The following is a 23485-nucleotide window of genomic DNA, read 5'->3' on the forward strand; positions in this document are numbered from 1 at the left end:
AAGATCGATGCACCCCAGACTGCTCCCCGGCACCCGTGCCCTGCGCACCTTCGAGGCCGCCGGGCGGCACCTGAACTTCACCCGGGCCGCCGAGGAAGTCGGGCTGACACCGGCGGCCGTGAGCCACCAGATCAAGGAGATCGAGGACCAGTTGGGCGTGGTGCTGTTCACGCGCACCAGCCGCAGCATCCGCCTCACGCCGGCCGGCGCCGTGTGGTTCGAGGCCACCGCCGACGCGCTCGACACCCTGCGCCGCGCCGCCGGCCGCGCCCGGCGCATGGCGCGCGGGGCGGCGACGCTGCGGCTGTCGACCAGCGCCCGTTTCGCGACCAACTGGCTGCTGCCCCGGCTGCCGCAGTTCCGCGCTGCGAACCCGGGGCTGGAACTGGGTTTCGATATTTCCGACGCGCTGCGGGATTTCGACGCCGACGACATCGACGTGGCGATCCGCTTCGGCACCGGAAAGTACCCGGGCACGCGCGCGCAGCGGCTGTTCGACACCGTCATCGTGCCGGTCTGCAGCCCCAGGCTGCTCGCCAGCGGCCCCCCGCTGGCAACGCCGCGCGACCTGTCCCAGCACACGCTGTGCTACGTCGACTGGAAGACCGACGGCATGGTCTGGCCGAACTGGCCGATGTGGATGGCCGCGGCGGGCATCGAGGGCTTCGACGACAGCCGCTGCATCGGCTTCGCCGACTCGAGCGACGTGGTGCGCGCCGTCACCGAGAGCGGCATGGTCGGCCTGGCCGACCTGGACATGATCGGCACCGACCTCGCCCAGGGCCGGCTGGTGCGGCTGTTCGACATCGGCGTGCCCATGGCGGCCGGCTACGCCTACCACCTGGTCTACCCGGAAGGCAGCGCCCGGGACCCGCGCATCCTGGCGTTCCAGGACTGGCTGCTGGGGCAGGCGTCCAGGACTTGAAAAACGCCAAACGGCATACAAATATCCAACAAATCGCGACAAAAGCTATCGCAACGATAGAAACCCAAGGGAACCCTTGGCTTAGCACTCCCTCTAACCGAGTGCTAATATGGCCAACACAAAGGAGTTTCCCCTGATGACAACGCTGTCTGGAGTCTCTGCCAACCAGCTGGCCGTCGCCAACCCATGGTCGATGGTCCCCCCGCTGGGCAACCTGGATGCCTACATTTCGGCCGCCAACCGCCTGCCGCTGCTCACGCTCGAAGAAGAGCAGGGCTTCGCACGCAAGTTGCGCGACCAGAACGACCTCGAAGCCGCCGGTGCGCTGATCCTGTCGCACCTGCGCCTGGTCGTGTCCATTTCCCGCCAGTACCTGGGCTACGGGCTGCCGCACGGCGACCTGATCCAGGAAGGCAACGTCGGTCTCATGAAGGCCGTGAAGCGTTTCGACCCCGACCAGGGCGTGCGGCTGGTGAGCTACGCCATGCACTGGATCAAGGCCGAGATCCACGAGTACATCCTGAAGAACTGGCGCATGGTCAAGGTCGCGACGACCAAGGCGCAGCGCAAGCTGTTCTTCAATCTGCGCTCGATGAAGCAGGGTTTCAAGGCCGACTCGGCCGCGGCCGACAACGGCACGCACCGCGAGACGCTGAGCCCCGACGAGGTCTCGCAGATGGCCACGCGCCTGAACGTGAAGCCCGAGGAAGTGCTCGAGATGGAAACCCGCCTGTCGGGCGGCGACGTGCTGCTCGATCCGGGTCCGTCCGATGACGGCGACGAAGGCTTCGGCCCCATCGCCTACCTGGCCGACGCCACGCAGGAACCGACCGCTTTGCTCGAATCGCAGCAGCGCGACCGCCTGTCGAGCGACGGCATCGCCACCGCCCTGGAGGCACTGGACGACCGCAGCCGCCGCATCGTCGAAGAGCGCTGGCTCAAGGTGAACGACGACGGCTCGGGCGGCATGACGCTGCACGACCTGGCCGCGGTGTACGGCGTGAGCGCCGAGCGCATCCGCCAGATCGAAGTGGCGGCGATGAAGAAGATGAAGAAGGCGCTGGCCGAGTACGCGTAAGCGTCACGACCGCCCTCCTCCAAGAAAAAGCCCGGCAGTGCCGGGCTTTTTTCGTTCAGGCGCGCTTCAGGGCGTCGACTTGGTCAGCGTGCGCAGCGCCCGCTTCGCGATGTAGCGGGTCTCGGCGACCGGCGACTCGGCCACCCAGCGCGTGCACAGCGTCTCGACCCACTCGGGCTGCGTCTTGCTGGCGTCGTTGAGCCAGTTGGCGACCGAGTTCTGCACGTAGCGATGATCGTCGGCGCGCAGCGGCTCCAGCAGCGGCAGCGCCAGCCAGGGCTCGGCCTTCAGCGTCTCGATCTGCGCGCACCACACGCCGCGCGGGCGCGTGAGCTCGCTGGCGAAGCGGCGCACGTTCGGATCGGCATCGGTCACCCAGGGCTGCAGCAGCGCCAGCGCCTCGTCGAGCGAGCCGATGACGCTGTCGCGCACCGCCATCCAGGCGAACTCGCGCACGCCGAAATGCGGGTCGGCGGCAAAGCGGCGCACGGCGTCGAGCTGGGCCGCCAGCGGCAGGCCCGACAGCGTGATCCACTGCACCGCCCAGCAGCGCGCCACGTCGCTCGCGTGCGTGGCCAGCCGGTGCGCCACGGCATCGCGTTCGGCGTGTTCGGCCGTCATGTCGTACAGCGCCCGCGCGATGTGGCTGTGGCGCTGCATGGGCTTGAAGGCGGCCAGCATGGCGAGCGTGTCGTCCAGCCGTTCGTGCGCCGCATCGAGGCCGACATGGCCCGCCACGCTGCGTGCGAGCAGCGGCAGTTCGAGCGCGAGGAATTCGTTGAGGTTGACGGTCTCGAGCAGTCCGCCGTTCAGCGCGCCCAGCACCTCGGGCGGAATCAGCGCGATGCGGAACGCGCCCTTGCGCGACTTCAGGTGCGCGACCGATGCGGCGTCCATGCCCCGGGCGCCCGGCTCAGGACGCGAGCAGCGTCTTCAGGTCCGACACCATGGCGGGCATGCCCGCGCCGTAGCGCGCGTAGAGCCGCAGCCGGCCCTGCGGGTCGTAGATGTAGCTGGCGGCCGAGTGGTCCATGGCGTAGCTGGTCGGCGTCTTGCCGTCGACCTTCTTGTAGTAGACCTTGAAGTCCTTCGCGACGGCGGCCAGCTGCTCGGGCGTGGGGATGAGCGCCACGAAGCTCGGGTCGAAGGCGCCCATGTAGGCCTTGAGCACCTCGGGGGTGTCGCGCGCCGGATCGACGGTGACGAACAGCACCTGCAGCTTGCTGCCGTCGGCGCCGAGCTGCTGCTTGACCTGCGCCATCTCGGTCATGGTGGTCGGGCAAACGTCGGGGCACTGCACGTAACCGAAGAACAGCACGACCGCCTTGCCCTTGAAGTCGGCCAGCGTGCGCACCTTGCCGTCGGCGTCGGTGAGCGAGAAGTCTTTGGCGTAGTCGGCGCCCGTGATGTCGACCGCCTGGAAGCTCTGCTTCGGCTGCTCGCTGCAGGCCGAAAGGCCCAGGCCCAGCGTGGCCGAGGCGGCCACCCAGCCGGCCGTGGCGGCGATCGATTTCAGGGCATTGCGCTTGTTCATGGGCAGGTCAGGTCCGGTCAGCGGAGGTAATGGTCGACGAGCAGCGCCGCGAACAGCACGCTCAGGTGGATGAGCGAAAACCGGAAGGTCTTGCGCGCCAGCGTGTCGGAGTAGTTGCGCCACAGCGCGAAGGCATAGCCGGTGAAGCCGATGCTCACGCCGATGGCGACCACGAGGTAGAGCCAGCCGCTCATGCCGTAGATGAAGGGCATCAGGCAGGCGGCGAACAAAATGAAGGTGTACAGCAGCACCTGCAGCCGCGTGAACTCGTTGCCGTGCGTCACGGGCAGCATCGGCAGGCCGGCCTTGCGGTAGTCCTCGACGCGGTACAGCGCCAACGCCCAGAAGTGCGGCGGAGTCCACAGGAAGATGATGAGGAACAGGATCAGCGCCTCGGGACCGACGTCGCCCGTCATGGCCGACCAGCCCAGCACCGGCGGCATGGCGCCCGAGGCGCCGCCGATCACGATGTTCTGCGGCGTCAGCGGCTTCAGGATGACGGTGTAGATCACCGCGTAGCCGACGAAGGTGGCGAAGGTGAGCCACATGGTCAGCGGGTTGACCGTGAACCACAGCAACGCCGAGCCGGCCGCGCACAGCAGCGCCGAAAACACCAGCGCCTGCATGTCGCTGAGCTGCCCGCGCGCCGTGGGGCGCCAGGCGGTGCGCTTCATCTTGGCGTCGATGCCCTTCTCGACCAGGCAGTTGAATGCGGCCGCCGCGCCGGCCACGAGCCAGATGCCGATGCAAGCCAGCACGCCGCGCTGCACGTCGGCCCACGACGGCAGGCCGGGCACGGCTAGCACCATGCCGATGAGCGCGCAGAACACGATCAGCTGCACCACGCGCGGCTTGGTGAGCGCGTAGAACTGGCGCAGCACGTTGGCGGTGCTGGCGTGCTGAACAGGAATCGGGGTGCTCACGCGGTGGCTTTCTTCGGTTGGGGGGTGCCGCGCGCATTGTCGACGGCGCGCGGAATCGGTGCAGCGGCGGCGCTTTCGCGCCGGCTCTCGCACAGCGCCCAGGTCAGGACCACGGCCAGCGCCGCGGCGCCGCCCGTGTGGAGCACGGCGGCGGCCAGCGGCCAGCCGAGCAGCACGTTGCCCAGGCCCGTGGCCAGCTGCAGCAGCGCCAGCCCGAGCAGCCAGCGGGCCTGCGGGCGCAGCGCCTCGAGGCGGCGCAGGCGCCAGGCCAGCAGGCCGAGCGCCACGAACACGGCATACGCCATGAGGCGGTGCACGTAGTGGATGGCGGTGAGGGCGGAAAAGTCGAGCGGCTGGCCGTCGCCGGTCACGCCGAGGTGGCGCCAGATCTCGAAGCCCTGCACGAAGTTCATGGGCGGCCACCAGCTGTCCTGGCAGGTCGGGAACTGCGTGCAGGCCAGCACCGCGTAATTGGTGCTGACCCAGCCGCCAAGCGCGATCTGCAGCACCAGCAGCACCGCCGTGGCGATCAGCCCGTTGCGCAGGGCTGGCGACACGGCCGTGGGCAGGCGCTGCGCCGCCACCTGGCGGTAGCGCACGGCCTGGATGCACAGCAGCGCGAGCAGCACGATGGCGCCCATCAGGTGCATCGTGACGATGGCGGGGAACAGCTTCCAGGTGACGGTCATGGCGCCGAAGGCGCCCTGCAGGCAGACCCAGACCAGCGTGGCCGCGGGCCACCAGGCACTGAGCACGACGTGGTGGTGCGCGCTGTCGACCGGCGGCGCGGGCTGGCGCCGCTGGCGGCGGCGCACGATCCAGGTCGCGCCGGCCAGCGTGAGGATCAGCACCCCGACGCCGGTCGCGAGGTAGCGATGGACCATCTCGATCCAGGCCTTGCTGTGCGTCACCGGGCCGGTCGGCTGGGCCGCCTGCGCCATCGCGATCTCGTGGCGCGCGCCGGCCGGGCTGGCGTTGCCGTAGCAGCCGGGCCAGTCGGGGCAGCCCAGGCCCGAATCGGTGAGCCGCGTGAAGGCGCCGAACAGCGTCAGGTCGAAGGTGAGGAACAGCGTGAGCACGGTCAGCGCATGCAGCCGCCGCGCGGGGCCGGAGCCGGCATTGCGGCGCCACACCCAGACCAGCGGTCCGAGCGCGAGCAGCACGCCGGCGCCCATCATCCAGGCGATCGGCGTGAGGTCGTAGAGGGAGCTCGTGTCCATGAGGCGGTGGTTGTTCGCGCGGGCTCAGCGGCCCGCTTCGTCCCACGACGACGAGGCGCGCAGCAGGCGGTCGATGTCGCGCTTGGCGCGGCTCGCGCCGGCGGCGTCCATGCGGGCCGGGAAACGCATCATCCAGTTGCCCATCGGATCAACCACGTAGAGGTGCTCGGACAGCGCGTGCCCTTGCACGGGCGCGAGCCAGCGTGCCAACTGGTCGGCCGGCACGCGCAGCACGGTCGCGCCGTGCAGGCCGTTGGTCAGGCGCTCGGGCACGGGCGCCGCGTCGCTCACGAGCCAGACGCGGTCCAGGCGGTCTTTTTCACGGCCGAGGCTCTCGCGCAGCTGGCGCTGCAGGTACAGCTGCTGCTCGCACAGCGCGTCGCAGGCGGCGTCGGCCACCGCCACCAGCAGCCACTGGCCCTTGAGCGTGGCCAGCTCGACCGGCGCGCCGCTGCGGTCGGTTGCCGTGAGACGGGGCATCTCGCGCTGCGGATCGATCAGCTCGCCGTACACGCTGCGGCCCTCGGGGCGGATCACGTAGTAGGTGAAGTAGGAGGCGATGACGGGCGCCGCGCACATCAGCAGCACGGCGATCATCTTCCAGCGCCCGTGGACGGTGCGGCGGTTCTCGGCCTCGTCCAGTGCCTGGCCCGGCGACGGCATCGAGTGCACGGTCAGGCCCAGCGGCTCGTCAGAGGCCGCGGCCATCGCGTGCGCGGCGCCGCGCGCGCCGGAAGGGGGAGATGAATTGGAACCAGACATAGAGGATGACAACGAGGGCCGACAGGCCGAACCACTGGAATGCGTAACCGTAGTGCCTCTCCAGGCCCAACGCCGGGGCCGGCCAGTCGCGCTGCAGGCCCTCGGACGCCGGCCCGCTCTGCTGCAGCGACACGTCGGTGCGCAGCGGCAGCTGGGTCTCGCCGCGGAATGCCTCCAGGTCGAGATTTTGCCGGATGGGGGAAGACCCCTGAATGCCCGGTGCCGGAGCGCTGGCGCCGGCAGCCGAAGGGGCCGGCGCGGCGGCCGATGCCGCGGACGCCGGTGCGGCCGCAGCCTTCGCGCCGAGTTCGAACAGATGGCTCGGCGGCGGCTCGATCAGCGCCGTGAGTTCGACGATGCCCGGCGGCGTCTCGACCACGCCGAGCTGCGTGCGGTCGACGAAATTGCGCTGCACCCATCCGCGCTGGACCATCACGGCCTGCTCGCTGCCTTCGAGCGCGAACGGCGTCAGCACGTAGAAGCCCGGCGTGCCGTGCATCTGGCGGTTGTCCAGGTAGACCGTCTGCGCCGTGAGCCACAGGCCGCGCAGGCGCACCGGCCGGTGCATTTCACCGGCTGCTTCGCCCAGCGCCAGGAACTCGGCCTGCGACAGCGGGGCTTTCAGCTTCTGCGCATCGATGCGGGCCTGCAGCGCCTCTTTCTGCGCGGCGCGCGACAGCTGCCAGCGGCCCAGCGACACGGTGGCGGCCAACGCCAGCACGGCGGCCAGCGTGACGACCAGGAAACGGCCCCGGCCCGCGCGGCGGCGCGGTGTGGCAGAGGAAACGAGAGGCTCGGAAGGCTCGGGGGTCACTGGAGCGGACGGGGCGTGCGGCCGATAATGCGGGTCATGAAATACTTCGTCGCCCTGATCTTTCTGGGCATCTTCGCGAGCCTCGCCTTCGCGCTCTACTTCATGCTGAAGGACGGTCGCGACGGGCAGAACAAGCGCGGCGGCATGGCCCGCGCCCTCACCTTTCGGATCGGCCTGTCGGTCTTTTTGTTCCTGTGCATGCTGCTGGCCTGGAAACTCGGCTACATCCAGCCCACCGGGCTCCCGCTCGGGAAGTAACAGATGGTGCTCGTTCCACGAGAACCATGAAAAAGGCGCCTTACGGCGCCTTTTTTCTGGAATGCCGTGAGGTTCTTCGCTCAAAGCCAATAGACCAGCACGTACAGGCCCAGCCAGACCACGTCCACGAAGTGCCAGTACCAGGCGGCACCTTCGAAGCCGAAGTGACGCTCGGCGGTGAAGTGGCCCTTCTGCAGGCGCAGCGTGATGAACAGCAGCATCAGCATGCCGATGAACACGTGCAGGCCATGGAAGCCGGTCAGCATGAAGAAGGTCGAGCCGTAGGTGCCCGAGCTGAGCTTGAGGTTCAGTTCGGTGTACAGGTGGAAGTACTCGTAGCCCTGCACGCCCAGGAAGATCACGCCCAGCAGCACGGTGAGCCACATGAAGCGGATGCACTGGGCGCGGTGGTCGGCGCGCAGCGCGTGGTGGGCGATGGTCAGCGTCACGCCCGAGCTCAGCAGCAGTGCGGTGTTGATGGTCGGCAGCCAGAACGGGCCGACGGTCTGGAAGGGCTCGATGATGCCGGCCGGGGAACCGGTCACGCCGGCCGCGACGCTGGGCCACACGGCCTTGAAGTCGGGCCAGAGGATCGCGTTGTCCAGGCTGCCGAGTGTCGGCAGCGCGTGGGTGCGGGCCCACCACAGCGCCGTGAAGAAGGCGCCGAAGAACATCACTTCCGAGAAGATGAACCAGCTCATGCTCCAGCGGTACGAGAGGTCGATCTTGTGGCCGTACTGGCCGCTCTCGCTCTCGCCGACGGCGGCGCGGAACCACACGAAGAGCGTGCCGAGCCAGATCACCATGCCCAGCAGCAGCGACCACGCGCCCCACTGGTGGCTGTTGATCCATTGCCCCGCGCCGAGGATCACGAAGAACAAGCCGATCGCGGACACGACCGGGTAGGCCGAGGGTCCGGGCACGAAGTAGTAGGGCGTGGTGCCGTGGGTGGTTGAACTCATATCAGCTCCTGGCTTTCTTTCTTCTCTCGATTCAATGATTCTGGAGATCGTGGTTTTTTGTCTTTGGCTCAGCAGGCAGCGCTCAGGCGGCCGCGACCACATGCCGCACCAGCAGCACCAGCCCGACCACGAAGACGATCACTGCGGCAAACGCCACCACGATGACGTGCAGCGGATTGAGCTTGCCCAAGTCTTCCTTGTAGGCGCTGTTGCGGCGCACCCCGAAGAACGACCAGCCCACCGCCTTCATCGTGTCCCACAGCGTGGGCTTGCGGCGCGGAGCTTCGGGCGGCAACGACGAGGTCACGAGCGCGGCTCATCGGCGACAACATGCGAAACGGCGGCCACCGGGGCCGGAGGCGTCTTGCCGCCCACCTCGAAGAAGGTGTACGACAGCGTGATGGTCTTGACGTCCTTCGAGATCTTCGGATCGATCACGAAGGCGACCGGCCACTGCTTCTTCTCGCCCGCGTCGAGCGTGTACTGGTTGAAGCAGAAGCACTCGAGCTTGTTGAAATGCGCCGCGGCCTGCTGCGGCGCGTAGCTCGGGATGGCCTGTGCAGCCATGCGGCGGTTCTGCGTGTTCTGGAACTCGTACATCACCGTGTTCAGCTGGCCCGGGTGCACTTCGATGAAGCGCTCGGCCGGCTTGAAGTCCCAGAGACCACCGCGCACGTTGGAGTCGAACTCGACCTTGATCGTGCGGGTCATGTCGACCTGCGTGTTGTCCGGCACGCGCACGTTCTTGGCGCCACTGGCGCCGCCCGGCACCTGGAGCTCGGAGAGCGCGAGGATGTTGATGCCGGTCATCTCGCAGATGGCGCGGTACATCGGCACCAGCGCATAGCCGAAGGCGAACATACCGCAGGTCACGACGGCCAGCTTGCCGACCATGCGGACGTTGGCGCGGCGGATGCGTTGACCGAGACTCATGCTGTTGCTTCCGTTCGGAGGGTGCGATGCGGCGCGGTCAGCGACCGCTGAACCAGACCATGCGGACGATGAAGCCGATGAAGAAGATCACTGCGATGGAGGCCAGCGTGAGCCCCATGCGTCGGTTGTTCCTTCTTTGTTCAGGCGTCGTCATCGTCGTGCGGTCGTGGTGCTTGTGCGGCGTGCGCGGGTGATCAGCCGATCACCTTGGTGGCGGTCACGTCGAGCTTGGGCGGGTTCTCGAAGGTGTGGAACGGGGCCGGCGACGGCACTTCCCACTCGAGGCCTTCGGCCGCTTCCCAGGGCTTCTGAGCCGCTGCTTCACCCTTGCCGCGCATCGAAGGCAGCACGATGAACAGGAAGAAGTAGACCTGGGCGAAGCCGAAGAAGAACGCACCCACCGAGGCGATGGCGTTGAAGTCGGCGAACTGCATGGGGTAGTCGGCGTAGCGACGTGGCATGCCGGCCAGACCCAGGAAGTGCATCGGGAAGAAGGTGACGTTGAACGAGATCAGCGACCACCAGAAGTGGACCTTGCCGCGCGTTTCGTTGTACATCACGCCGGTCCACTTGGGCGCCCAGTAGTAGAAGCCCGAGAACATGGCGAACAGCGAGCCGGCCACCAGCACGTAGTGGAAGTGGGCCACCACGTAGTAGGTGTCCTGCAGCTGCGTGTCGATCGGCGCGACCGCGAGGATCAGGCCGGTGAAGCCGCCCATCGTGAACACGAAGATGAAGCCGACCGCGAACAGCATGGGCGTCTCGAAGGTCATCGAGCCCTGCCACATCGTGGCGATCCAGTTGAAGATCTTCACGGCCGTGGGCACGGCGATCAGCATGGTCGCGTACATGAAGAACAGCTGGCCCGTGAGCGGCATGCCGGTCGTGAACATGTGGTGGGCCCACACGATGAACGACAGGATGGCGATCGACGAGGTGGCGTACACCATCGAGGCGTAGCCGAAGAGCTTCTTGCGGGCGAAGGCCGGGACCACCTGGCTGATGATGCCGAAGGCCGGCAAGATCATGATGTAGACCTCGGGGTGGCCGAAGAACCAGAAGATGTGCTGGTACATCACCGGGTCGCCGCCGCCGGCGGGGTTGAAGAAGCTGGTGCCGAAGTGGCGGTCGGTCAGCGTCATCGTGATGGCGCCTGCAAGCACGGGCATCACGGCGATCAGCAGGTAGGCGGTGATGAGCCAGGTCCAGCAGAACATCGGCATCTTCATCAGCGTCATGCCGGGGGCGCGCATGTTCAGGATGGTGACGATGATGTTGATCGAACCCATGATCGACGAGGCGCCCATGATGTGCATCGCGAAGATGCCGGCGTCCATCGAGGGGCCCATCTGCAGCGTGAGCGGGGCGTACAGCGTCCAGCCGGCCGCGGGGGCGCCGCCGGGCATGAAGAACGAACCGGCCAGCATGATGGCCGCCGGGATCAGCAGCCAGAAGCTGAAGTTGTTCATGCGCGCGAACGCCATGTCGGATGCGCCGATCTGCAGCGGGATCATCCAGTTCGCGAAGCCCACGAAGGCCGGCATGATCGCGCCGAACACCATGATCAGGCCGTGCATGGTGGTGAACTGGTTGAACAGCTCGGGGTTCACCATCTGCAGGCCGGGCTGGAACAGCTCGGCGCGGATCAGCAGGGCCAACACGCCGCCAATCATCAGCATCGTGAAGCTGAACAGCAGGTAGAGCGTGCCGATGTCCTTGTGGTTGGTCGCGAACACCCAGCGGCGCCAGCCGGTGGGCGCGTGGTGATCGTGATGGTCGTCGTGTGCGTGGCCGCCGGGGGCGTGACCGTGGGGGTCGAGGACTGCGCTCATGTCGTTGTTCCTTGCAATTTCTTCTTCGCGGGGCGCCGTCGGATCACTTGCCGCGCAGGGCCAGCACTTCGGCCGGTTGCACCAGCTGGCCCGTCTTGTTCGACCAGCTGTTCTTGGTGTACGTGGCCACGGCCGCGAGGTCGGTGTCGCTCAGCTGCTTCCAGGCAGGCATGGCACCGTTGTTCTGGCCATTGAGCAGCACCAGCAGCTGCACCTTGTGGTCGGAATCGGTCACCTTGGCTGCGCCGTCGAGCGGCTTGATCGGGCCTGCGCCCTTGCCGTTGGCCTGGTGGCAGGCCGCGCAGTTGGCGGCGTAGACCTTCTCGCCGCGTGCCAGCATGTCGGGCAGCGTCCAGACCTTGGTCGGGTCGTCGAGCTTGGCGGCGGCTTCCTTGCGCTTGGTGGCGACCCAGGCGGTGTAGTCGGCAGCCGACAGCACCTTCACGTGGATCGGCATGTAGGCGTGTTCCTTGCCGCACAGTTCCTGGCACTGGCCGTAGTAGTCGCCCACGGTCTCGGCGCGGAACCAGGTGTCGCGCACGAAGCCGGGAATGGCGTCCTGCTTGAGGCCCAGCTGCGGCACGGCGAAGGCGTGGATCACGTCGTTCGCGGTGGTGATGATGCGGACCTTCTTCTGCACCGGCACGACCATCGGGTTGTCGACCTTGAGCAGGTAGTCGTCAGGCATGGCGCCCTTGGCACCGGCGTCGGACATGGCGCGCTGCGAGCTGTCGAGCGTGGAGATGAAGGCCAGGCCCTCGCCTTCGCCGTTCAGGTAGTCGTAGCCCCACTTCCACTGGTAGCCCGTGGTCTTGATCGTGAGGTCGGCGTTCGTGGTGTCCTTCTGGGCCACGAGCACCTTGGTGGCGGGCAGCGCCATCACGATCACGATGAGGAAGGGCACGATGGTCCAGATGACCTCGACCACCACCGATTCATGGAAGTTCGCGGCCTTGTGGCCCACCGACTTGCGGTGCTTCCAGATGGAATAGAACATCACCGCGAACACGGCGACGAAGATGACCGTGCAGATGATCATCATGATCGTGTGGAGCAGATGCTGCTCCTGCGCGATCTTGGTCACGCCGACCGGAAGATTCAGCTGGCGCACCGCGGGGCCGCCGGGCAGATCGTTGACTGCGTGCGCCGCGTTGCTGAACGCCGCGCCGGCCGCCAGCAACAGATTCGCCGGCCTGTACTTATTGCGCCAAATGCTCTTCATCGTGTTCACGTTTCTTCAATTTTTCGAAAACCCAACCGTGCAGCACCGCGCGAGCCCCCTCAGGCGCCACGCAACGCCATGCGAATCTCGCGCGCCAGTGCGGCTCGCAACTCCGGGCGTACATAGCGCCCCACCCTGACCGATCGACCTTGCCCCGAGACCTCGATCAGCGAACGATCGCCGGTCTGCGGTTCGATCCGCACCTGGTGCGGAAGAAATTCCGTGCGTTCGTAGTGCCCACCGTTCTCGAGCTCCACGACGAGGCGTCCGCCCTGCAGCGCGATCCGTTCGCCATCGGTGGCATGCCGCGCGTACATCATGAACGCAAAGCCCACCGCGGCCAGTTCGAGCCAGGCGAATGGCAATACCAGCGGCGCACCGTGCAGCCAGAACACCATGCCCGTTCCCAGAGATACCACGCACAGCGAGGCGTAGAGCCAGCCCAGCTGGCTCGGCGTCACCGAGCAATTGCGTTTCAGGAACCAGTGGATGTTCTGGCCTGAGACGGTGGCAAAACGAAACACGGAATTCGACACGGGCGAGTTCAGCAAATCGGTGCGTCGATGGTGGCCAAACCCCTCGTACAAACAGGATCCGACACCCCTCGATCACGGGACAATACCCGCGAGTTTCACGCAACGGCGGATTGTAGCGGGTAGAGCGCGGGCCCCGCGCACCGAATGAGGGCTGCCGGGTCGCTCAGGCGCCAGGGCGGCCGCGCTGGAGCATCGATCGCATCTCGCGCAGCGAGACCGCACTCTCGGGCGACAGCGCGACGCGCGGCGTCGGCTTGAAGGCGTGGCCGTAGATGACCTCGAAGGTCAGCGCGATGCGGCCCTCGCCTTCCGCGGCCGGCGCCAGTTCGGGCAGGGCCTGCTTGAGCGCGCGGTGCCAGGCCTTGCCGCGCAGTGCGGGAAAGCGCGCCGGATGCAGGTTGCGCCCCAAGGTGCGCAGCTCGGCCAGGGCGGCCTCGGGGGTGGCCCAGGTGAGCACGATGCGCTCCATGTCCATCACCGGCTCGGCGAAGCCGGCATGCACGAGCATGTCGCCCCAGTCGTGCATGTCGGTGTATTCATGGCCGGCGGCGGGCCAGCCGAGCCGGGCGTGCAGGGCGCGCAGTTCGCGCACGGTGTCCGGGCCCAGGCAGGAGAACATCAGGAAGCCGTTGGTCGCGACCAGCCGGTGCCACTGCGCGATCAGCGCCTCGGGATCGGCCGCCATGTGCAGCGACATGTTGGCCCAGAGCAGGTCGACGCCGTCTTCGGGCGGCGCGTCGAAGCGGGCCTTGCCGCCCTGCCAGCGGCGCGCGCTCCACCAGGGGGCGGTCAGCGCCTCGCCGGTCCGGTCGGCCAATGCGGGTTCGGATTCGATGACGAAGGCTTCGGCGTCGCGGTAGCGGCGGGCCAGCAGCGCGTGCGCTTCGAGGCCGCCGCGCAGCGGCGACCAGTCGGCCCAGGTGCGGGGCTGGGCCTTGATCCATTGCAGCCGGTCTTCCATCCGGCGGCCGATTTCCTCGTGCAGCCAGGGCGAGCCCTCGGCGGGCGCGAGCCGGCGCCAGCGGTCGGCCGCCGTGGGATCGATGGTCGGCGGTCTTCTTGCGGGGTCGGTGGCCATGGGGCCGTGAGTATATTGAGGCATGTACAACCGCCGGGCCCTGAGGCCTTTCACCTCGCTGCTCGCGCGGCTGCCCAGCCAGTGCGAGGTCTGCCGCGCCTGGCCCGCACAGCGCGTGTGCGACGCCTGCGTGGCCCGCTTCGCGCCGCCGACCCCGCGCTGCGGGGGCTGCGCGCTGCCGATGCCCGAGGGCGTGGCGCGTTGCGGCGAGTGCATCAGGCACCCGCCGCCGCTCGACGCCTGCCTCGCCGCCTGCACCTACGCCTGGCCGTGGCCCGACTGCATCGCCCAGTTCAAGTTTCGCGGCGAGGCGGGCTGGGCCGGCCCGCTGGCCACCCTGCTGCGCAGCGCGCCGTGGGTGGAGCCGGCGCTGGAACAGTGCGACCTCGTGCTGCCGATGCCGCTGGCGCCCGGCCGACTGGGCGAGCGCGGCTTCAACCAGGCGCACGAGCTCGCGCGCCGGCTGGCACCGGCCAAGACCGACGCCACCCTGCTGCTGCGCACGCGCGACACGCCCGCGCAGAGCGGCCTGCCGCGCGCCGACCGGCTGCGCAACCTGCGCGGCGCCTTCGCCGTGGAGCCGCTGCGCGCCGACGGCCTGCGGGGGCGGCGCGTAGTGCTGGTGGACGACGTGATGACCAGCGGCGCCTCGCTGTTCGCCGCGGCCGCCACCTTGCGCCTGGCAGGCGCGGCGCACATCACCGGCGTGGTGCTGGCGCGGACCGACCCGCCGCGCTGAAGCCACCGGCGGCGCCCGCGACAATCGGCGCATGTTCCATATCGTCCTGGTCCACCCCGAAATTCCGCCGAACACCGGCAACGTGATCCGGCTCGCGGCCAACACCGGCTGCACGCTGCACCTGGTGGAGCCGCTCGGCTTTTCGATGGACGACCGCCTGCTGCGCCGCGCCGGGCTCGACTACCACGAGTACGCCGAGGTCAAGCGCCACGCCGACTGGGCCGCGCTGCTGGCCACGCAGCAACCGCCGGCCGAGCGCATGTTCGCGCTGACCACGCGCGGCACCCGCGCCGTGCACGACGTGCGCTTCCAGCCAGGCGACTGGCTGGTGTTCGGCTCGGAAACCGCCGGCCTGCCACCGCCGATCCGCGACGGCTTTGCCGAGGCGCAGCGCCTGCGGCTGCCGATGCGCGCCGGCCAGCGCAGCCTGAATTTGTCGAACGCGGTGGCGGTCACGGTGTTCGAGGCCTGGCGGCAGAACGGTTTCGCCTGACGGCCCTTCGCGCGGCAGGGGCACATCCGATCGGCGCTGCGCAGCGTATGGGAAGGCATGCCGGTGATTCGCACCGGCATCCGTCCCCTCACCGCTGACTGCCAAGGAGTCCCGCCATGCACACCACCACCCTGCGCCTCATCACGATCACCGCCCTCGCCTTCGCCGGCGGCGCCCATGCCTTCCAGGGCGAGCAGAACCCGCTGCCGCCCGCGCCCTTCCAGTCCTCGCTGACGCGCGCCCAGGTCCAGCAGCAAGCCCTGCAGCCGCTGCAGATCAGCAACGGCGGCACCGGCGTGGCCCGCCCGACCGCGGGCAATGTCGACCGCGCGGCGGTGCGTGCGAGCGCCATCGGCATCACCCGGCAGGGCGCCGCCACCTACGGCGAAGTCACCGACCGCCGGATGTAAAGAGAAGAAGAAAAAGTCCGCTCAGGGAAAACGGCGCACCACCGACTCGGCGACGCACGCCGGCTTGGCGGCGCCTTCGAGTTCGATGGTGGTTTCCCAGGTCATCTGCAGGCCGTTGTTGGGAATCGGCTCGGCGCTCAGCAGCTTCATGCGGGCGCGCAGGCGCTGGCCCACCGGCACCGGCGACATGAAGCGCACGCGGTTCAGGCCGTAGTTCACGCCCATGCGCGACTCGACCACGTCGATGGCGGTCTCGAAGAACTTCGGCAGCAGCGACAAGGTGAGAAACCCGTGCGCGATCGGCGCGCCGAAGGGGCCGGACTTGGCCCGCTCCACATCGACGTGGATCCACTGGTGGTCGCCCGTCGCCTCGGCGAACTGGTTGACCTGCTGCTGCGTCACGCTGATCCAGTCGCTCACGGCGACTTCCTGGCCGACGCAGGCGGCGAGATCCTGAAGGGTCTGGAATGTCTTTTTGGTCATGCGGGGCATTCTGGTGCCAAGGGCACAAGGCTGGCTGTCGGACTTGCGACAACCGGGAATCAGGGAAATCCGGGGTCAGTTCAGGCGTCGAGCCATTCGCAGATCGGCGCCCACTGGTCCAGGTCGCGCTGCACGCGCCCCGGCGCAATGTCGAACAGCGTGAGCCCGCGTGCGGCCAGCTGCACGTAGTTCTGCGTGTCGCGCAGCTCGCCCAGCACGGGCACGCCCAGGCCGGCGATGAACTCGTGCAGCCGGTCGGCCGCCAGCGTGCGGGCGTTCACGCGCATGCCGACCAGGCCGATGCGGGTCTTCTCGGCGCGGCGGCTTTCCAGCAGGCGATCGAGGAAATCGCGCGTGGCGTAGATGTCGAAGATGCTCGGCTGCAGCGGCACGATCACGCGGTCGGCCAGCGCCAGCACCTCCTTGAAGCGCCAGCCGTGCAGGCCGGCCGGCGTGTCGAGCACCGCGTGGGTGGTGCCGCGCGGCGGGCGCACCACGGTGCTGTCGCCGGTGGCTTCCCAGGTGGCGATGGGGCGGGCCTGCGGCGGGCGCAGGCCGAGCCACAGCCGCGAAGACTGCTGGCGGTCCACGTCGCCGAGCATCACGGCATGGCCGCGGCTCGCGAAGTAGCCCGCGATGTTCGTTGCAATCGTCGACTTGCCCACGCCTCCCTTGGGATTGGCGACCAGAACCACCGGCATGAGGATCTCCTCCAGAACGGGAACAGGGCTGGATGGTAGTCGCCCCGGGTTGCGCGTCGGCGACGGCGGGCCGTCTGCGTTATGTTCGCCACATGACGACAACAACATCCGCGGAGAACCCTGCCAGCATCTATGTGCTGGCGGCCCACCCCCACTGGCGCGACTCGCGCGTGAACCGCCGGCTGTTCGCCGCCGCGCAGCGTGTGCCCGGCGCCGACGTGAACGACCTGTACGGCAGCTACCCCGATTTCGCCATCGACGTGGAGGTCGAACGCGAACGGCTGGCCCGCGCGGACCTGGTGGTGCTGCTGCACCCGATCCAGTGGTACTCGATGCCGCCGCTGCAAAAGCTCTGGGTCGACGACGTGCTGGGCTACGGCTGGGCCTACGGCCCCGGCGGCACCGCGCTGCAGGGCAAGGACTGCTGGCTGGTCGCCACCACCGGCGGCCCCGAGCCGAGCTACCACCCGCAAAGCTACAACCGCTACTTCTTCGACGCCTTCCTGCCGCCCTACGAGCAGACCGCCGCGCTGTGCGGCATGCGCTTCCTGCCGCCGCTGCTGCTGCACGGCGCGCGCCGCGCCAGCGAGGCCGAGGTGGCCGCGCACGTCGAGGTGTTCGTGCAGCGCCTGGAAAGCTACCCGGTGTGGCCGGAGATGGACGAGCTCGATGCCTGCATCGCCTGCCCGGTGCCCGAGACCGACCGCCCCGCCGAATCCGACGACGTGGGCCAGGTGATGGCTGGCGCCTTCCACAGCGCGATGACGCACGGCCTGGCCGTCGCCAATGGCAGCAACAGCACCCACAAGGCGGCCTGAGCATGGAACACGCACCCGCCTGGCTGACCAGCAGCCTGATCTACCTGAGCGCCGCCGTGCTGGTGGTGCCGCTGTCCAAGGCCCTGGGCCTGGGTTCGATCATCGGCTACCTCGTGGCCGGCATCGCCATCGGCCCCTGGGGCCTGGGCCTCGTGTCCAGCGTCGAGGACGTGCTGCATTTCGCCGAGTTCGGCGTGGTGCTGATGCTGTTCCTCGTGGGCCTCGAACTCGAGCCCAAGCGCCTGTGGAGCCTGCGCCGCCCGATCTTCGGCTGGGGGTCGGCGCAGGTGCTCAGCTGCGCGGCGGTGCTGTTCGCCATCGGCTGGGCCGTGGGCGCGCCGTGGCGGGTGGCGCTGGTGGCGGCGCTCGGGCTGGCGCTGTCGTCCACCGCCATCGCGCTGCAGGTGTTCGGCGAACGCAACCTGCTGAAGACGCCCAGCGGCCAGGCCGGTTTCTCGATCCTGCTGTTCCAGGACGTGGCCGCGATCCCGATCCTCGCGCTGCTGCCGCTCCTGGCCGGTGCGACTGCGGCCGAACAGTCCATCAGCGGCCTGGACCGCGCACTCGAGGCGCTGAAGATCGTCGGCGTGATCGCCGGCATCATCCTCGGCGGCCGGCTGCTGCTGCGCCCGATCCTGCGCTGGATCGCGCGCAGCGACACGCCCGAGATCTTCACCGCCGCCGCGCTGCTGCTGGTGGTGGCCATCGCGGCGCTGATGCAGTTCGTCGGCCTGTCGATGGCGCTGGGCGCCTTCCTTGCCGGCGTGCTGCTGGCCGAGAGCGAGTACCGGCGCGAGCTCGAGACCGACATCGAGCCCTTCAAGGGCCTGCTGCTGGGGCTGTTCTTCATCGCGGTGGGCATGTCGATCAACTTCGGCGTGCTGCTGGCCAACCCGGGGGTCATGGCCTTGCTGGTGGTGAGCTTCCTGGTCATCAAGCTGGTGGTGATCTACGCGCTGGCCAAGGCCATGGGCCTGGCCTACCAGGAGCGGCCGGTGTTCACGCTGCTGCTGGCGCAGGGCGGCGAGTTCGCCTTCGTGGTGTTCCAGGCCGCCGGGCCCGACGTGCTGCCGCCGCAGACCACCTCGCTGCTGATCGGCGCGGTGGCGCTGTCGATGCTGCTGTCGCCGCTGCTGCTGGTGCTGCTCGACAAGTTCGTGCTGCCGCGCTACAGCCACGCGGGCGGGCCGCAGCTCGAAGAGATTTCGGAGCAGCAGGACGCCAAGGTGCTGATCTGCGGCTTCGGGCGCTACGGCCAGATCGTCGGGCGCCTGCTGATGTCGCAGGGCCTGCGCGTGACGGTGCTCGACCACGACGCCGACACCGTCGAAGGCCTGCGCCAGTTCGGCTTCCGGGTGTTCTACGGCGACGCCACGCGGCTGGACCTGCTGCGCACCGCGGGCGCCGGCACGGCGCGTGCCATCGTGGTGGCGGTGGACGACATCGAGCAGTCGCTGGACATCGTCGACCTGGTGCGCGAGAACTTCCCGCAGGCGCGCATCATTGCGCGTGCGCGCAACGTGACGCACCTGTTCCAGTTGCGCGACCGCGGCGTGCAGGACATCGAGCGCGAGGTGTTCGAGTCGTCGCTGCGCAGCGCGCGCTCGGCGCTGGAGGCGCTGGGCTGGCCGGCGGCCGAGGCGCGCGAGGCGTCGATGCGTTTCCGCCAGCGAAACCTCAAGCTCAGCGACGAGATCTACCCGCATTACAAGGACCGCGCCAAGCTGATCGCCGCCAACAAGGCGGGCCGCCAGCAGTTCGAGGAACAGATGGCGCGCGAGCGCGAGGAGCGCAAGCTGCGCTCGGGCCAGGACTGGGACCGGCTCGGCGAAGACGAACCAGCGGGCGACGCAAAGGCGCCCTGAGGCCCCAGGTCAGACGGGCACGGTCAGGTACACGCCCTCGCGGCCGATCACCGGCGCGCGCGTCGGCATGAAGATCGTGCAGCCGTCGCAGGGCGAGCGGATCTCCCGCCCGGCCTGCACCGCGATCAGCTCACCCTGGTCGAAGGTCTCGAAACCGAGCACCGGGCGCACGAAGGCGAAGTCGTTCGACGTGACCATGTGGACCTCGAGCAGCCGGAAGCGGCGCGCGGCCACCGGCACGCGCGGCACCGGGTCGACGAGCCCGAGGTGCGCCAGGAAGCGCAGCGACACGTCGGTGGCCAGGTCGGCCGCCGACTGCGCGAAATGCTGGCCGCACTCGACCACCACCGCGCCGCCGTCGATGCCCGGCTCGCCGTGCCGGCCGTAGGCCGTGACGCCCGTGCCGGGCGCGGCGCCCACGGGCATCACGAGGTGCACCGCCGGGCCGCCGACGGCCTGCGCCAACCCTGCATTGCGTTCGAACTCCGGGTAGACCCAGAAGGGCTGCACGGGCGCGCGCGTGGAATGGATGTCCAGCACGTAGTCGGCCGCGTCGAGCACCGGCCGCAGCTCGCGCGCGCGGCGCAGCTCGGGGCTGTCCCCGGTGCCGTCGAGCAGCTCGGGCGACCAGATGCGGTTCAGGTTGTGCACCAGCTGGCGGTTCTCGTAGGGCCGGCCGATGTCGAAGGCCTCGTAGGCCTCGACGTTCGCAAAGCTCACGGTGAGCGTGCCGATCTTCGGGCGCACGCCGGTGTCGAGCAGGTGCGTGGCCGCGACCATGCCGCAGATCTCGTTGCCGTGCGTGAGCGCGTTGACGAGCACGTGCGGACCCGGCTTGCCCGACGCGAAGCGGTGCACGTAGTCGATGCCGGTGTTGCCCTGGCGGTAGGCCGAGAGGTCGCGCGGCAGCACCTCCAGCGGTGCGGTGTCGGGAGCGAAGGTCGGCAGTGTCTGCGTCATGGAAGCAGCCGCCCGCTCACTCGCCGCGGATGCCGGCGCGCTTGACCATCTCGCCGTACAGCGCGAGCCGCTCCGACATCATGGCCGTGAACTGCGCGGGCGACTGCGCCTCGGGCGCGAGCGAGCCGCGCGCCAGCAGCGCGTCGACCATCGTCGGCTGGTCGGCCACGGTGCGCACCGCCTTGTGCAGCGCGGCGATGACCTCGGGCGGCGTCTTCGCGGGCGCGGCCAGGCCGATCCACGAGGTGGTGTTCAGCACCGGATAGCCCAGTTCGGTGAAGGTCGGCACGTCGGGCAGCGCCGCGACGCGCGTGGGCGAGGCCACGGCCAGCGCACGCAGCTTGCCGGCCTGGATGTGCGGCAGGAAGGGCGCGAGGTTGTCCAGGCCGAACTGGACTTCGTTCGAGATCAGCGCGGTCACCAGCGGGCCGCCGCCGCGGTAGGGCACGTGCGTGGCGTTGAGCTGCAGCTGCGACTTCATCAGCTCCACGTTGAGCTGGCCCATGCTGCCCGGCCCGGCGCTGCAGAAGTTGAGCTCGCCCGGGCGCGACTTCACCAGCGCCACGAACTCCTTGAAGGTCTTGGCGGGCACGGCCGGGTTCACCAGCAGCACGTTGATGGAGCGCGCGAGCTGGCTGATCGACAGGAAATCCTTGATCGGGTCGTAGCCCGGGTTGGCCTGCGTCAGCGGGTTGGCCAGGTGCGAGCTCTGCGACGACACCACGAGCGTGTATCCGTCGGGCTTGGCGCGCGCCACCTGTGCGCTGGCGATGGAACCGCCGGCGCCGGCGCGGTTGTCGATGACCACCGGCGTGCCCAGCGCCTTCGACAGCGGCTCGGCGTACAGCCGCGCGATCAGGTCGACCGAGCCGCCAGCCGGAAACGGCACCACCAGCGTGACCGGGCGGGCCGGAAAGGCCTGGGCGCGCGCGGACAGGGGCAGCAGCGCCGCCGTCAGGCCGGCGCCGAGGATCTCGCGCCGGCGCAGGGCGGGCACGGCGGGGGTGGTGGAACGCATGGCAAGGTCTTTCTGCAGAAGAAGCGGGCAATCGGGCGGACAGGTCCGGCCGAAATCGTGCATTCATTTTTGCAAGGAGACCTAATTTTTGCAATACTCGTTGCAAACATGAGGTTTCTCCGATGCCGCACGCAGACACCCCCGCCGCCCCCAGCCTGAACCAGCGCATCTCGGGCTATGGCAAGAAGCTCACGAAAAGCGAGCGACGCCTCATCGAGGAATTGCAGGCGCACCACCCGCAGGGGCTGCTCGAATCTGCAACGAGCCTTGCAAGAAAGGTGGGCACCAGCGCCTCGACCGTGGTGCGGCTGCTCGCCAAGCTGGGCTACGAGAGCTACGCCCAGGCGCAGATGGAGGCGCGCGCCGAAGTCACCGCCCTGCTGGCCTCGCCCGCCACGCGCGCCGACGCGGTCATCGGCGACGACACCTCCGTGCGCAGCTGCCTGGACAACGCGCTGCTGCACGACCAGCACAACCTGGCCGCCACCTTCGCGGCGCTCGACGTGGGCGCGTTCGAGGCGGCGGTGAAGCTGCTCACGCAGCGCAAGGTGCGCGTGCACGTGCTCGGCCAGCGCAACGGCCTGCCGCTGGCCAGCCACCTCGCGCTGAACCTGAACCTGTGCCTGCCCGATGTGCGGCTGCTGGGCGGCGCGGGCGCGCTGCCGCTCGAAGACCAGCTGCTGCGCATCGACGACAACGACCTCTTGCTCACGCTCACCTTCCGCCGCCACTCGCTCGCAATCGCGCGCACGGCAGCGTACTTCCGCGAGCAGGGCGCGAAGGTCGTCATGGTCACCGACAGCCCCACCGCGCCCGCGGCGGCCTCGGCCGATCACCTGCTGCTGGTGCGCACCTCCAGCGCCTCGCCCTTCGATTCGTACACGGCGGCGCTGTCGGTCTGCAATGCCTTGATCACCGCGGTGGCGCAGCGCCGCAAGAAGGCGCTGGCCGCCGTGTTCGAACGCGGCGCGGCGCTGTGGGAGCCGCACTGGAACGAGGCGGCGCCGCGCGCCGCCTGAGCCTCAGGCCGCCGGGGTTCCGAGCCCCAGCAGGCGCACCGCGTTGTCCTTGAGGATGCCGGGCATCACCTCGGGCTTGAAGCCGGCGGCCTCGAAGTCCTTCATCCAGCGGTCGGGCGTGATCAGCGGGTAGTCGCTGCCGAACAGCACGCGGTCTTTCAGCAGCGTGTTGGCGTACTGCACCAGCTGCTTCGGAAAGTACTTGGGGCTCCAGCCCGACAGGTCGATCCACACGTTGGGCTTGTGCGTGGCCACGCTGAGCGCCTCGTCCTGCCAGGGGAAGCTGGGATGGGCCATGACGATCTGCATGTCGGGGAAGTCGATGGCCACGTCGTCCAGGTGCATCGGGTTGCTGTACTCCAGCCGCAGGCCGCCGCCGCAGCGCATGCCCGAGCCGATGCCGCTGTGGCCGGTGTGGAAGATGGCCGGCAGCTTGTACTCGGCGATCACCTCGTAGATCGGCCAGGCCATGCGGTCGTAGGGGTGGTAGCCCTGCACGGTCGGGTGGAACTTGAAGCCCTTCACGCCGCGCTCCTCGATGAGCCGGCGCGCCTCGCGCGCGCCCATCTTTCCCTTGTGCGGATCGACGCTGCCGAAGGCAATCATGATGTCGCTGTTCTGCTGCGCGGCCTCGGCGATCTCCTCGTTCGGTATGCGGCGGCGGCCCATGTTCGACTCGGCGTCGACCATGAACATCACCAGCCCGATCTTCCTTTCACGGTAGTACGCCACGCTCTCGGCGATGGTGGGGCGGCGGTTCGAGCCGAAGAACTTGTCGGCCGCGCGGTCGTATTCCTCGCCGTAGTTGTCGAAAGGGTTCCAGCAGCTCACTTCAGCGTGGGTGTGGATGTCGATCGCGATCAGGTTCCGTGGGTCCATGTCGTTGTCTCCGGTTCGGGTAA

General features: G+C 68.6%; 28 protein-coding genes. 9 read left to right on the plus strand and 19 right to left on the minus strand.

From position 1 onward, the window contains the following. Positions 1–7: 7 nt before the first annotated feature. Together AC1RGU_RS19870 and rpoH are read left to right on the plus strand one after the other, a co-directional pair. Positions 8–925 (plus strand): LysR substrate-binding domain-containing protein, encoded by a 918-nt coding sequence (locus AC1RGU_RS19870; protein ID WP_492697535.1) that lies wholly within the window; start codon positions 8–10, stop codon positions 923–925. A 136-nt stretch (positions 926–1061) separates the two neighbouring features. After that, a complete protein-coding gene (rpoH, locus tag AC1RGU_RS19875; RefSeq protein ID WP_056577975.1) occupies positions 1062–2003 on the plus strand; it encodes an RNA polymerase sigma factor RpoH in 942 nt (313 codons plus the stop codon). Between the two features lie 66 nt (positions 2004–2069). On the opposite strand, the gene AC1RGU_RS19880 is transcribed toward rpoH, so the two are convergent. Genes AC1RGU_RS19880 through AC1RGU_RS19905 form a run of 6 tightly spaced genes read right to left on the minus strand, consistent with a single transcriptional unit; the run spans position 2070 to position 7256 of the window. Further along, positions 2070–2900 (minus strand): DNA alkylation repair protein, encoded by an 831-nt coding sequence (locus tag AC1RGU_RS19880; RefSeq protein ID WP_492697537.1) that lies wholly within the window; start codon positions 2898–2900, stop codon positions 2070–2072. A gap of 16 nt (positions 2901–2916) precedes the next feature. Continuing rightward, positions 2917–3537: an SCO family protein gene (locus AC1RGU_RS19885; protein ID WP_492697539.1), complete on the minus strand. Its 621-nt coding sequence runs from the start codon at positions 3535–3537 to the stop codon at positions 2917–2919. Between the two features lie 17 nt (positions 3538–3554). Beyond that, positions 3555–4460, minus strand: coding sequence for a heme o synthase (cyoE, locus tag AC1RGU_RS19890; RefSeq protein ID WP_095950890.1), 906 nt, complete (start codon positions 4458–4460; stop codon positions 3555–3557). Further along, positions 4457–5680: a COX15/CtaA family protein gene (locus tag AC1RGU_RS19895; RefSeq protein ID WP_492697541.1), complete on the minus strand. Its 1224-nt coding sequence runs from the start codon at positions 5678–5680 to the stop codon at positions 4457–4459. Before AC1RGU_RS19895 ends, cyoE begins: the two co-directional genes overlap by 4 nt. Before the next feature lie 24 nt (positions 5681–5704). Continuing rightward, positions 5705–6388 (minus strand): redox-active disulfide-containing membrane protein, encoded by a 684-nt coding sequence (locus AC1RGU_RS19900; protein ID WP_062481371.1) that lies wholly within the window; start codon positions 6386–6388, stop codon positions 5705–5707. Further along, entirely contained in the window at positions 6372–7256 is an 885-nt protein-coding gene (locus AC1RGU_RS19905; protein ID WP_492697543.1) for an SURF1 family protein, read from the minus strand. The genes AC1RGU_RS19900 and AC1RGU_RS19905 overlap by 17 nt, the downstream gene beginning before the upstream one ends. A gap of 27 nt (positions 7257–7283) precedes the next feature. On the opposite strand from AC1RGU_RS19905, the gene AC1RGU_RS19910 reads away from it, so the two are divergent. Continuing rightward, entirely contained in the window at positions 7284–7514 is a 231-nt protein-coding gene (locus tag AC1RGU_RS19910) for a twin transmembrane helix small protein (protein WP_062481367.1), read from the plus strand. 80 nt (positions 7515–7594) lie between these two features. Here the strand turns inward: AC1RGU_RS19910 and AC1RGU_RS19915 are convergent, their stop codons facing one another. From AC1RGU_RS19915 to AC1RGU_RS19950, 8 genes are all read right to left on the minus strand, one after another. Next, positions 7595–8476, minus strand: coding sequence for a cytochrome c oxidase subunit 3 (locus AC1RGU_RS19915; protein WP_062481365.1), 882 nt, complete (start codon positions 8474–8476; stop codon positions 7595–7597). 82 nt (positions 8477–8558) lie between these two features. Beyond that, on the minus strand, positions 8559–8726 hold the full coding sequence (locus AC1RGU_RS19920) for a DUF2970 domain-containing protein (protein WP_082818316.1): 168 nt from the start codon (positions 8724–8726) through the stop codon (positions 8559–8561). A gap of 53 nt (positions 8727–8779) precedes the next feature. After that, on the minus strand, positions 8780–9409 hold the full coding sequence (locus tag AC1RGU_RS19925) for a cytochrome c oxidase assembly protein (RefSeq protein WP_095950886.1): 630 nt from the start codon (positions 9407–9409) through the stop codon (positions 8780–8782). Between the two features lie 37 nt (positions 9410–9446). Further along, on the minus strand, positions 9447–9563 hold the full coding sequence (locus AC1RGU_RS19930; RefSeq protein ID WP_216360125.1) for a cytochrome oxidase small assembly protein: 117 nt from the start codon (positions 9561–9563) through the stop codon (positions 9447–9449). Between the two features lie 40 nt (positions 9564–9603). Next, entirely contained in the window at positions 9604–11241 is a 1638-nt protein-coding gene (gene ctaD / locus AC1RGU_RS19935) for a cytochrome c oxidase subunit I (protein ID WP_062481356.1), read from the minus strand. A 43-nt stretch (positions 11242–11284) separates the two neighbouring features. After that, a complete protein-coding gene (gene coxB, locus AC1RGU_RS19940) occupies positions 11285–12463 on the minus strand; it encodes a cytochrome c oxidase subunit II (RefSeq protein WP_062481354.1) in 1179 nt (392 codons plus the stop codon). Positions 12464–12522: 59 nt separating this feature from the next. After that, complete coding sequence (locus tag AC1RGU_RS19945; protein ID WP_056578078.1) at positions 12523–12999, minus strand: DUF2244 domain-containing protein; 477 nt, start codon at positions 12997–12999, stop codon at positions 12523–12525. Positions 13000–13162: 163 nt separating this feature from the next. Then, positions 13163–14077 (minus strand): class I SAM-dependent methyltransferase, encoded by a 915-nt coding sequence (locus AC1RGU_RS19950; RefSeq protein ID WP_307589381.1) that lies wholly within the window; start codon positions 14075–14077, stop codon positions 13163–13165. A gap of 22 nt (positions 14078–14099) precedes the next feature. Here AC1RGU_RS19950 and AC1RGU_RS19955 point away from each other — a divergent pair, with 22 nt between their 5' ends. The 3 genes from AC1RGU_RS19955 (at position 14100) to AC1RGU_RS19965 (ending at position 15719) form a co-directional block, all read left to right on the plus strand. Continuing rightward, positions 14100–14816, plus strand: a complete 717-nt coding sequence (locus AC1RGU_RS19955) for a ComF family protein (protein WP_492697546.1) — start codon at positions 14100–14102, stop codon at positions 14814–14816. A gap of 31 nt (positions 14817–14847) precedes the next feature. Beyond that, on the plus strand, positions 14848–15309 hold the full coding sequence (gene trmL, locus AC1RGU_RS19960) for a tRNA (uridine(34)/cytosine(34)/5-carboxymethylaminomethyluridine(34)-2'-O)-methyltransferase TrmL (RefSeq protein WP_095746695.1): 462 nt from the start codon (positions 14848–14850) through the stop codon (positions 15307–15309). A gap of 116 nt (positions 15310–15425) precedes the next feature. Continuing rightward, on the plus strand, positions 15426–15719 hold the full coding sequence (locus AC1RGU_RS19965; protein WP_492697548.1) for a DUF4148 domain-containing protein: 294 nt from the start codon (positions 15426–15428) through the stop codon (positions 15717–15719). Positions 15720–15740: 21 nt separating this feature from the next. On the opposite strand, the gene AC1RGU_RS19970 is transcribed toward AC1RGU_RS19965, so the two are convergent. Next, the gene (locus tag AC1RGU_RS19970; protein WP_062479484.1) at positions 15741–16211 is read right to left on the minus strand and encodes a MaoC family dehydratase; all 471 of its coding nucleotides are present in this window, start codon (positions 16209–16211) and stop codon (positions 15741–15743) included. A gap of 71 nt (positions 16212–16282) precedes the next feature. Beyond that, positions 16283–16903: a nucleotide-binding protein gene (locus AC1RGU_RS19975; protein WP_070061962.1), complete on the minus strand. Its 621-nt coding sequence runs from the start codon at positions 16901–16903 to the stop codon at positions 16283–16285. Between the two features lie 92 nt (positions 16904–16995). On the opposite strand from AC1RGU_RS19975, the gene kefF reads away from it, so the two are divergent. Together kefF and kefC are read left to right on the plus strand one after the other, a co-directional pair. Then, complete coding sequence (gene kefF / locus AC1RGU_RS19980) at positions 16996–17721, plus strand: glutathione-regulated potassium-efflux system oxidoreductase KefF (protein ID WP_159272982.1); 726 nt, start codon at positions 16996–16998, stop codon at positions 17719–17721. A gap of 2 nt (positions 17722–17723) precedes the next feature. Next, positions 17724–19586: a glutathione-regulated potassium-efflux system protein KefC gene (gene kefC / locus AC1RGU_RS19985; protein WP_492697550.1), complete on the plus strand. Its 1863-nt coding sequence runs from the start codon at positions 17724–17726 to the stop codon at positions 19584–19586. A gap of 9 nt (positions 19587–19595) precedes the next feature. On the opposite strand, the gene AC1RGU_RS19990 is transcribed toward kefC, so the two are convergent. Next, positions 19596–20546 carry a M14 family metallopeptidase gene (locus tag AC1RGU_RS19990; protein WP_492697552.1) on the minus strand — a complete coding sequence of 317 codons (951 nt, stop codon included), beginning with the start codon at positions 20544–20546 and terminating at the stop codon, positions 19596–19598. Between the two features lie 16 nt (positions 20547–20562). Next, a complete protein-coding gene (locus tag AC1RGU_RS19995) occupies positions 20563–21564 on the minus strand; it encodes a Bug family tripartite tricarboxylate transporter substrate binding protein (RefSeq protein WP_492697553.1) in 1002 nt (333 codons plus the stop codon). 122 nt (positions 21565–21686) lie between these two features. On the opposite strand from AC1RGU_RS19995, the gene AC1RGU_RS20000 reads away from it, so the two are divergent. Beyond that, the gene (locus AC1RGU_RS20000; RefSeq protein ID WP_492697555.1) at positions 21687–22583 is read left to right on the plus strand and encodes a MurR/RpiR family transcriptional regulator; all 897 of its coding nucleotides are present in this window, start codon (positions 21687–21689) and stop codon (positions 22581–22583) included. 3 nt (positions 22584–22586) lie between these two features. Here the strand turns inward: AC1RGU_RS20000 and AC1RGU_RS20005 are convergent, their stop codons facing one another. Next, positions 22587–23462: an amidohydrolase family protein gene (locus tag AC1RGU_RS20005; protein ID WP_492697556.1), complete on the minus strand. Its 876-nt coding sequence runs from the start codon at positions 23460–23462 to the stop codon at positions 22587–22589. Positions 23463–23485: the final 23 nt, after the last annotated feature.

It is taken from the genome of Variovorax sp. GW823-FHT02B07, from assembly GCF_058797695.1.

What these genes read in the sequence shown, in the direction of transcription:
- AC1RGU_RS19870 (WP_492697535.1), top strand. Translation starts at nt 8, where the DNA reads ATGCACCCCAGACTGCTCCCCGGCACCCGTGCCCTGCGCACCTTCGAG.
- rpoH (WP_056577975.1), top strand. Translation starts at nt 1,062, where the DNA reads ATGACAACGCTGTCTGGAGTCTCTGCCAACCAGCTGGCCGTCGCCAAC.
- AC1RGU_RS19880 (WP_492697537.1), bottom strand. Translation starts at nt 2,900, where the DNA reads ATGGACGCCGCATCGGTCGCGCACCTGAAGTCGCGCAAGGGCGCGTTC.
- AC1RGU_RS19885 (WP_492697539.1), bottom strand. Translation starts at nt 3,537, where the DNA reads ATGAACAAGCGCAATGCCCTGAAATCGATCGCCGCCACGGCCGGCTGG.
- AC1RGU_RS19895 (WP_492697541.1), bottom strand. Translation starts at nt 5,680, where the DNA reads ATGGACACGAGCTCCCTCTACGACCTCACGCCGATCGCCTGGATGATG.
- AC1RGU_RS19900 (WP_062481371.1), bottom strand. Translation starts at nt 6,388, where the DNA reads ATGGCCGCGGCCTCTGACGAGCCGCTGGGCCTGACCGTGCACTCGATG.
- AC1RGU_RS19910 (WP_062481367.1), top strand. Translation starts at nt 7,284, where the DNA reads ATGCGGGTCATGAAATACTTCGTCGCCCTGATCTTTCTGGGCATCTTC.
- AC1RGU_RS19915 (WP_062481365.1), bottom strand. Translation starts at nt 8,476, where the DNA reads ATGAGTTCAACCACCCACGGCACCACGCCCTACTACTTCGTGCCCGGA.
- AC1RGU_RS19920 (WP_082818316.1), bottom strand. Translation starts at nt 8,726, where the DNA reads ATGAAGGCGGTGGGCTGGTCGTTCTTCGGGGTGCGCCGCAACAGCGCC.
- AC1RGU_RS19925 (WP_095950886.1), bottom strand. Translation starts at nt 9,409, where the DNA reads ATGAGTCTCGGTCAACGCATCCGCCGCGCCAACGTCCGCATGGTCGGC.
- AC1RGU_RS19930 (WP_216360125.1), bottom strand. Translation starts at nt 9,563, where the DNA reads ATGACGACGCCTGAACAAAGAAGGAACAACCGACGCATGGGGCTCACG.
- ctaD (WP_062481356.1), bottom strand. Translation starts at nt 11,241, where the DNA reads ATGAGCGCAGTCCTCGACCCCCACGGTCACGCCCCCGGCGGCCACGCA.
- coxB (WP_062481354.1), bottom strand. Translation starts at nt 12,463, where the DNA reads ATGAAGAGCATTTGGCGCAATAAGTACAGGCCGGCGAATCTGTTGCTG.
- AC1RGU_RS19950 (WP_307589381.1), bottom strand. Translation starts at nt 14,077, where the DNA reads ATGGCCACCGACCCCGCAAGAAGACCGCCGACCATCGATCCCACGGCG.
- AC1RGU_RS19955 (WP_492697546.1), top strand. Translation starts at nt 14,100, where the DNA reads ATGTACAACCGCCGGGCCCTGAGGCCTTTCACCTCGCTGCTCGCGCGG.
- trmL (WP_095746695.1), top strand. Translation starts at nt 14,848, where the DNA reads ATGTTCCATATCGTCCTGGTCCACCCCGAAATTCCGCCGAACACCGGC.
- AC1RGU_RS19965 (WP_492697548.1), top strand. Translation starts at nt 15,426, where the DNA reads ATGCACACCACCACCCTGCGCCTCATCACGATCACCGCCCTCGCCTTC.
- AC1RGU_RS19970 (WP_062479484.1), bottom strand. Translation starts at nt 16,211, where the DNA reads ATGCCCCGCATGACCAAAAAGACATTCCAGACCCTTCAGGATCTCGCC.
- AC1RGU_RS19975 (WP_070061962.1), bottom strand. Translation starts at nt 16,903, where the DNA reads ATGCCGGTGGTTCTGGTCGCCAATCCCAAGGGAGGCGTGGGCAAGTCG.
- kefF (WP_159272982.1), top strand. Translation starts at nt 16,996, where the DNA reads ATGACGACAACAACATCCGCGGAGAACCCTGCCAGCATCTATGTGCTG.
- kefC (WP_492697550.1), top strand. Translation starts at nt 17,724, where the DNA reads ATGGAACACGCACCCGCCTGGCTGACCAGCAGCCTGATCTACCTGAGC.
- AC1RGU_RS19990 (WP_492697552.1), bottom strand. Translation starts at nt 20,546, where the DNA reads ATGACGCAGACACTGCCGACCTTCGCTCCCGACACCGCACCGCTGGAG.
- AC1RGU_RS19995 (WP_492697553.1), bottom strand. Translation starts at nt 21,564, where the DNA reads ATGCGTTCCACCACCCCCGCCGTGCCCGCCCTGCGCCGGCGCGAGATC.
- AC1RGU_RS20000 (WP_492697555.1), top strand. Translation starts at nt 21,687, where the DNA reads ATGCCGCACGCAGACACCCCCGCCGCCCCCAGCCTGAACCAGCGCATC.
- AC1RGU_RS20005 (WP_492697556.1), bottom strand. Translation starts at nt 23,462, where the DNA reads ATGGACCCACGGAACCTGATCGCGATCGACATCCACACCCACGCTGAA.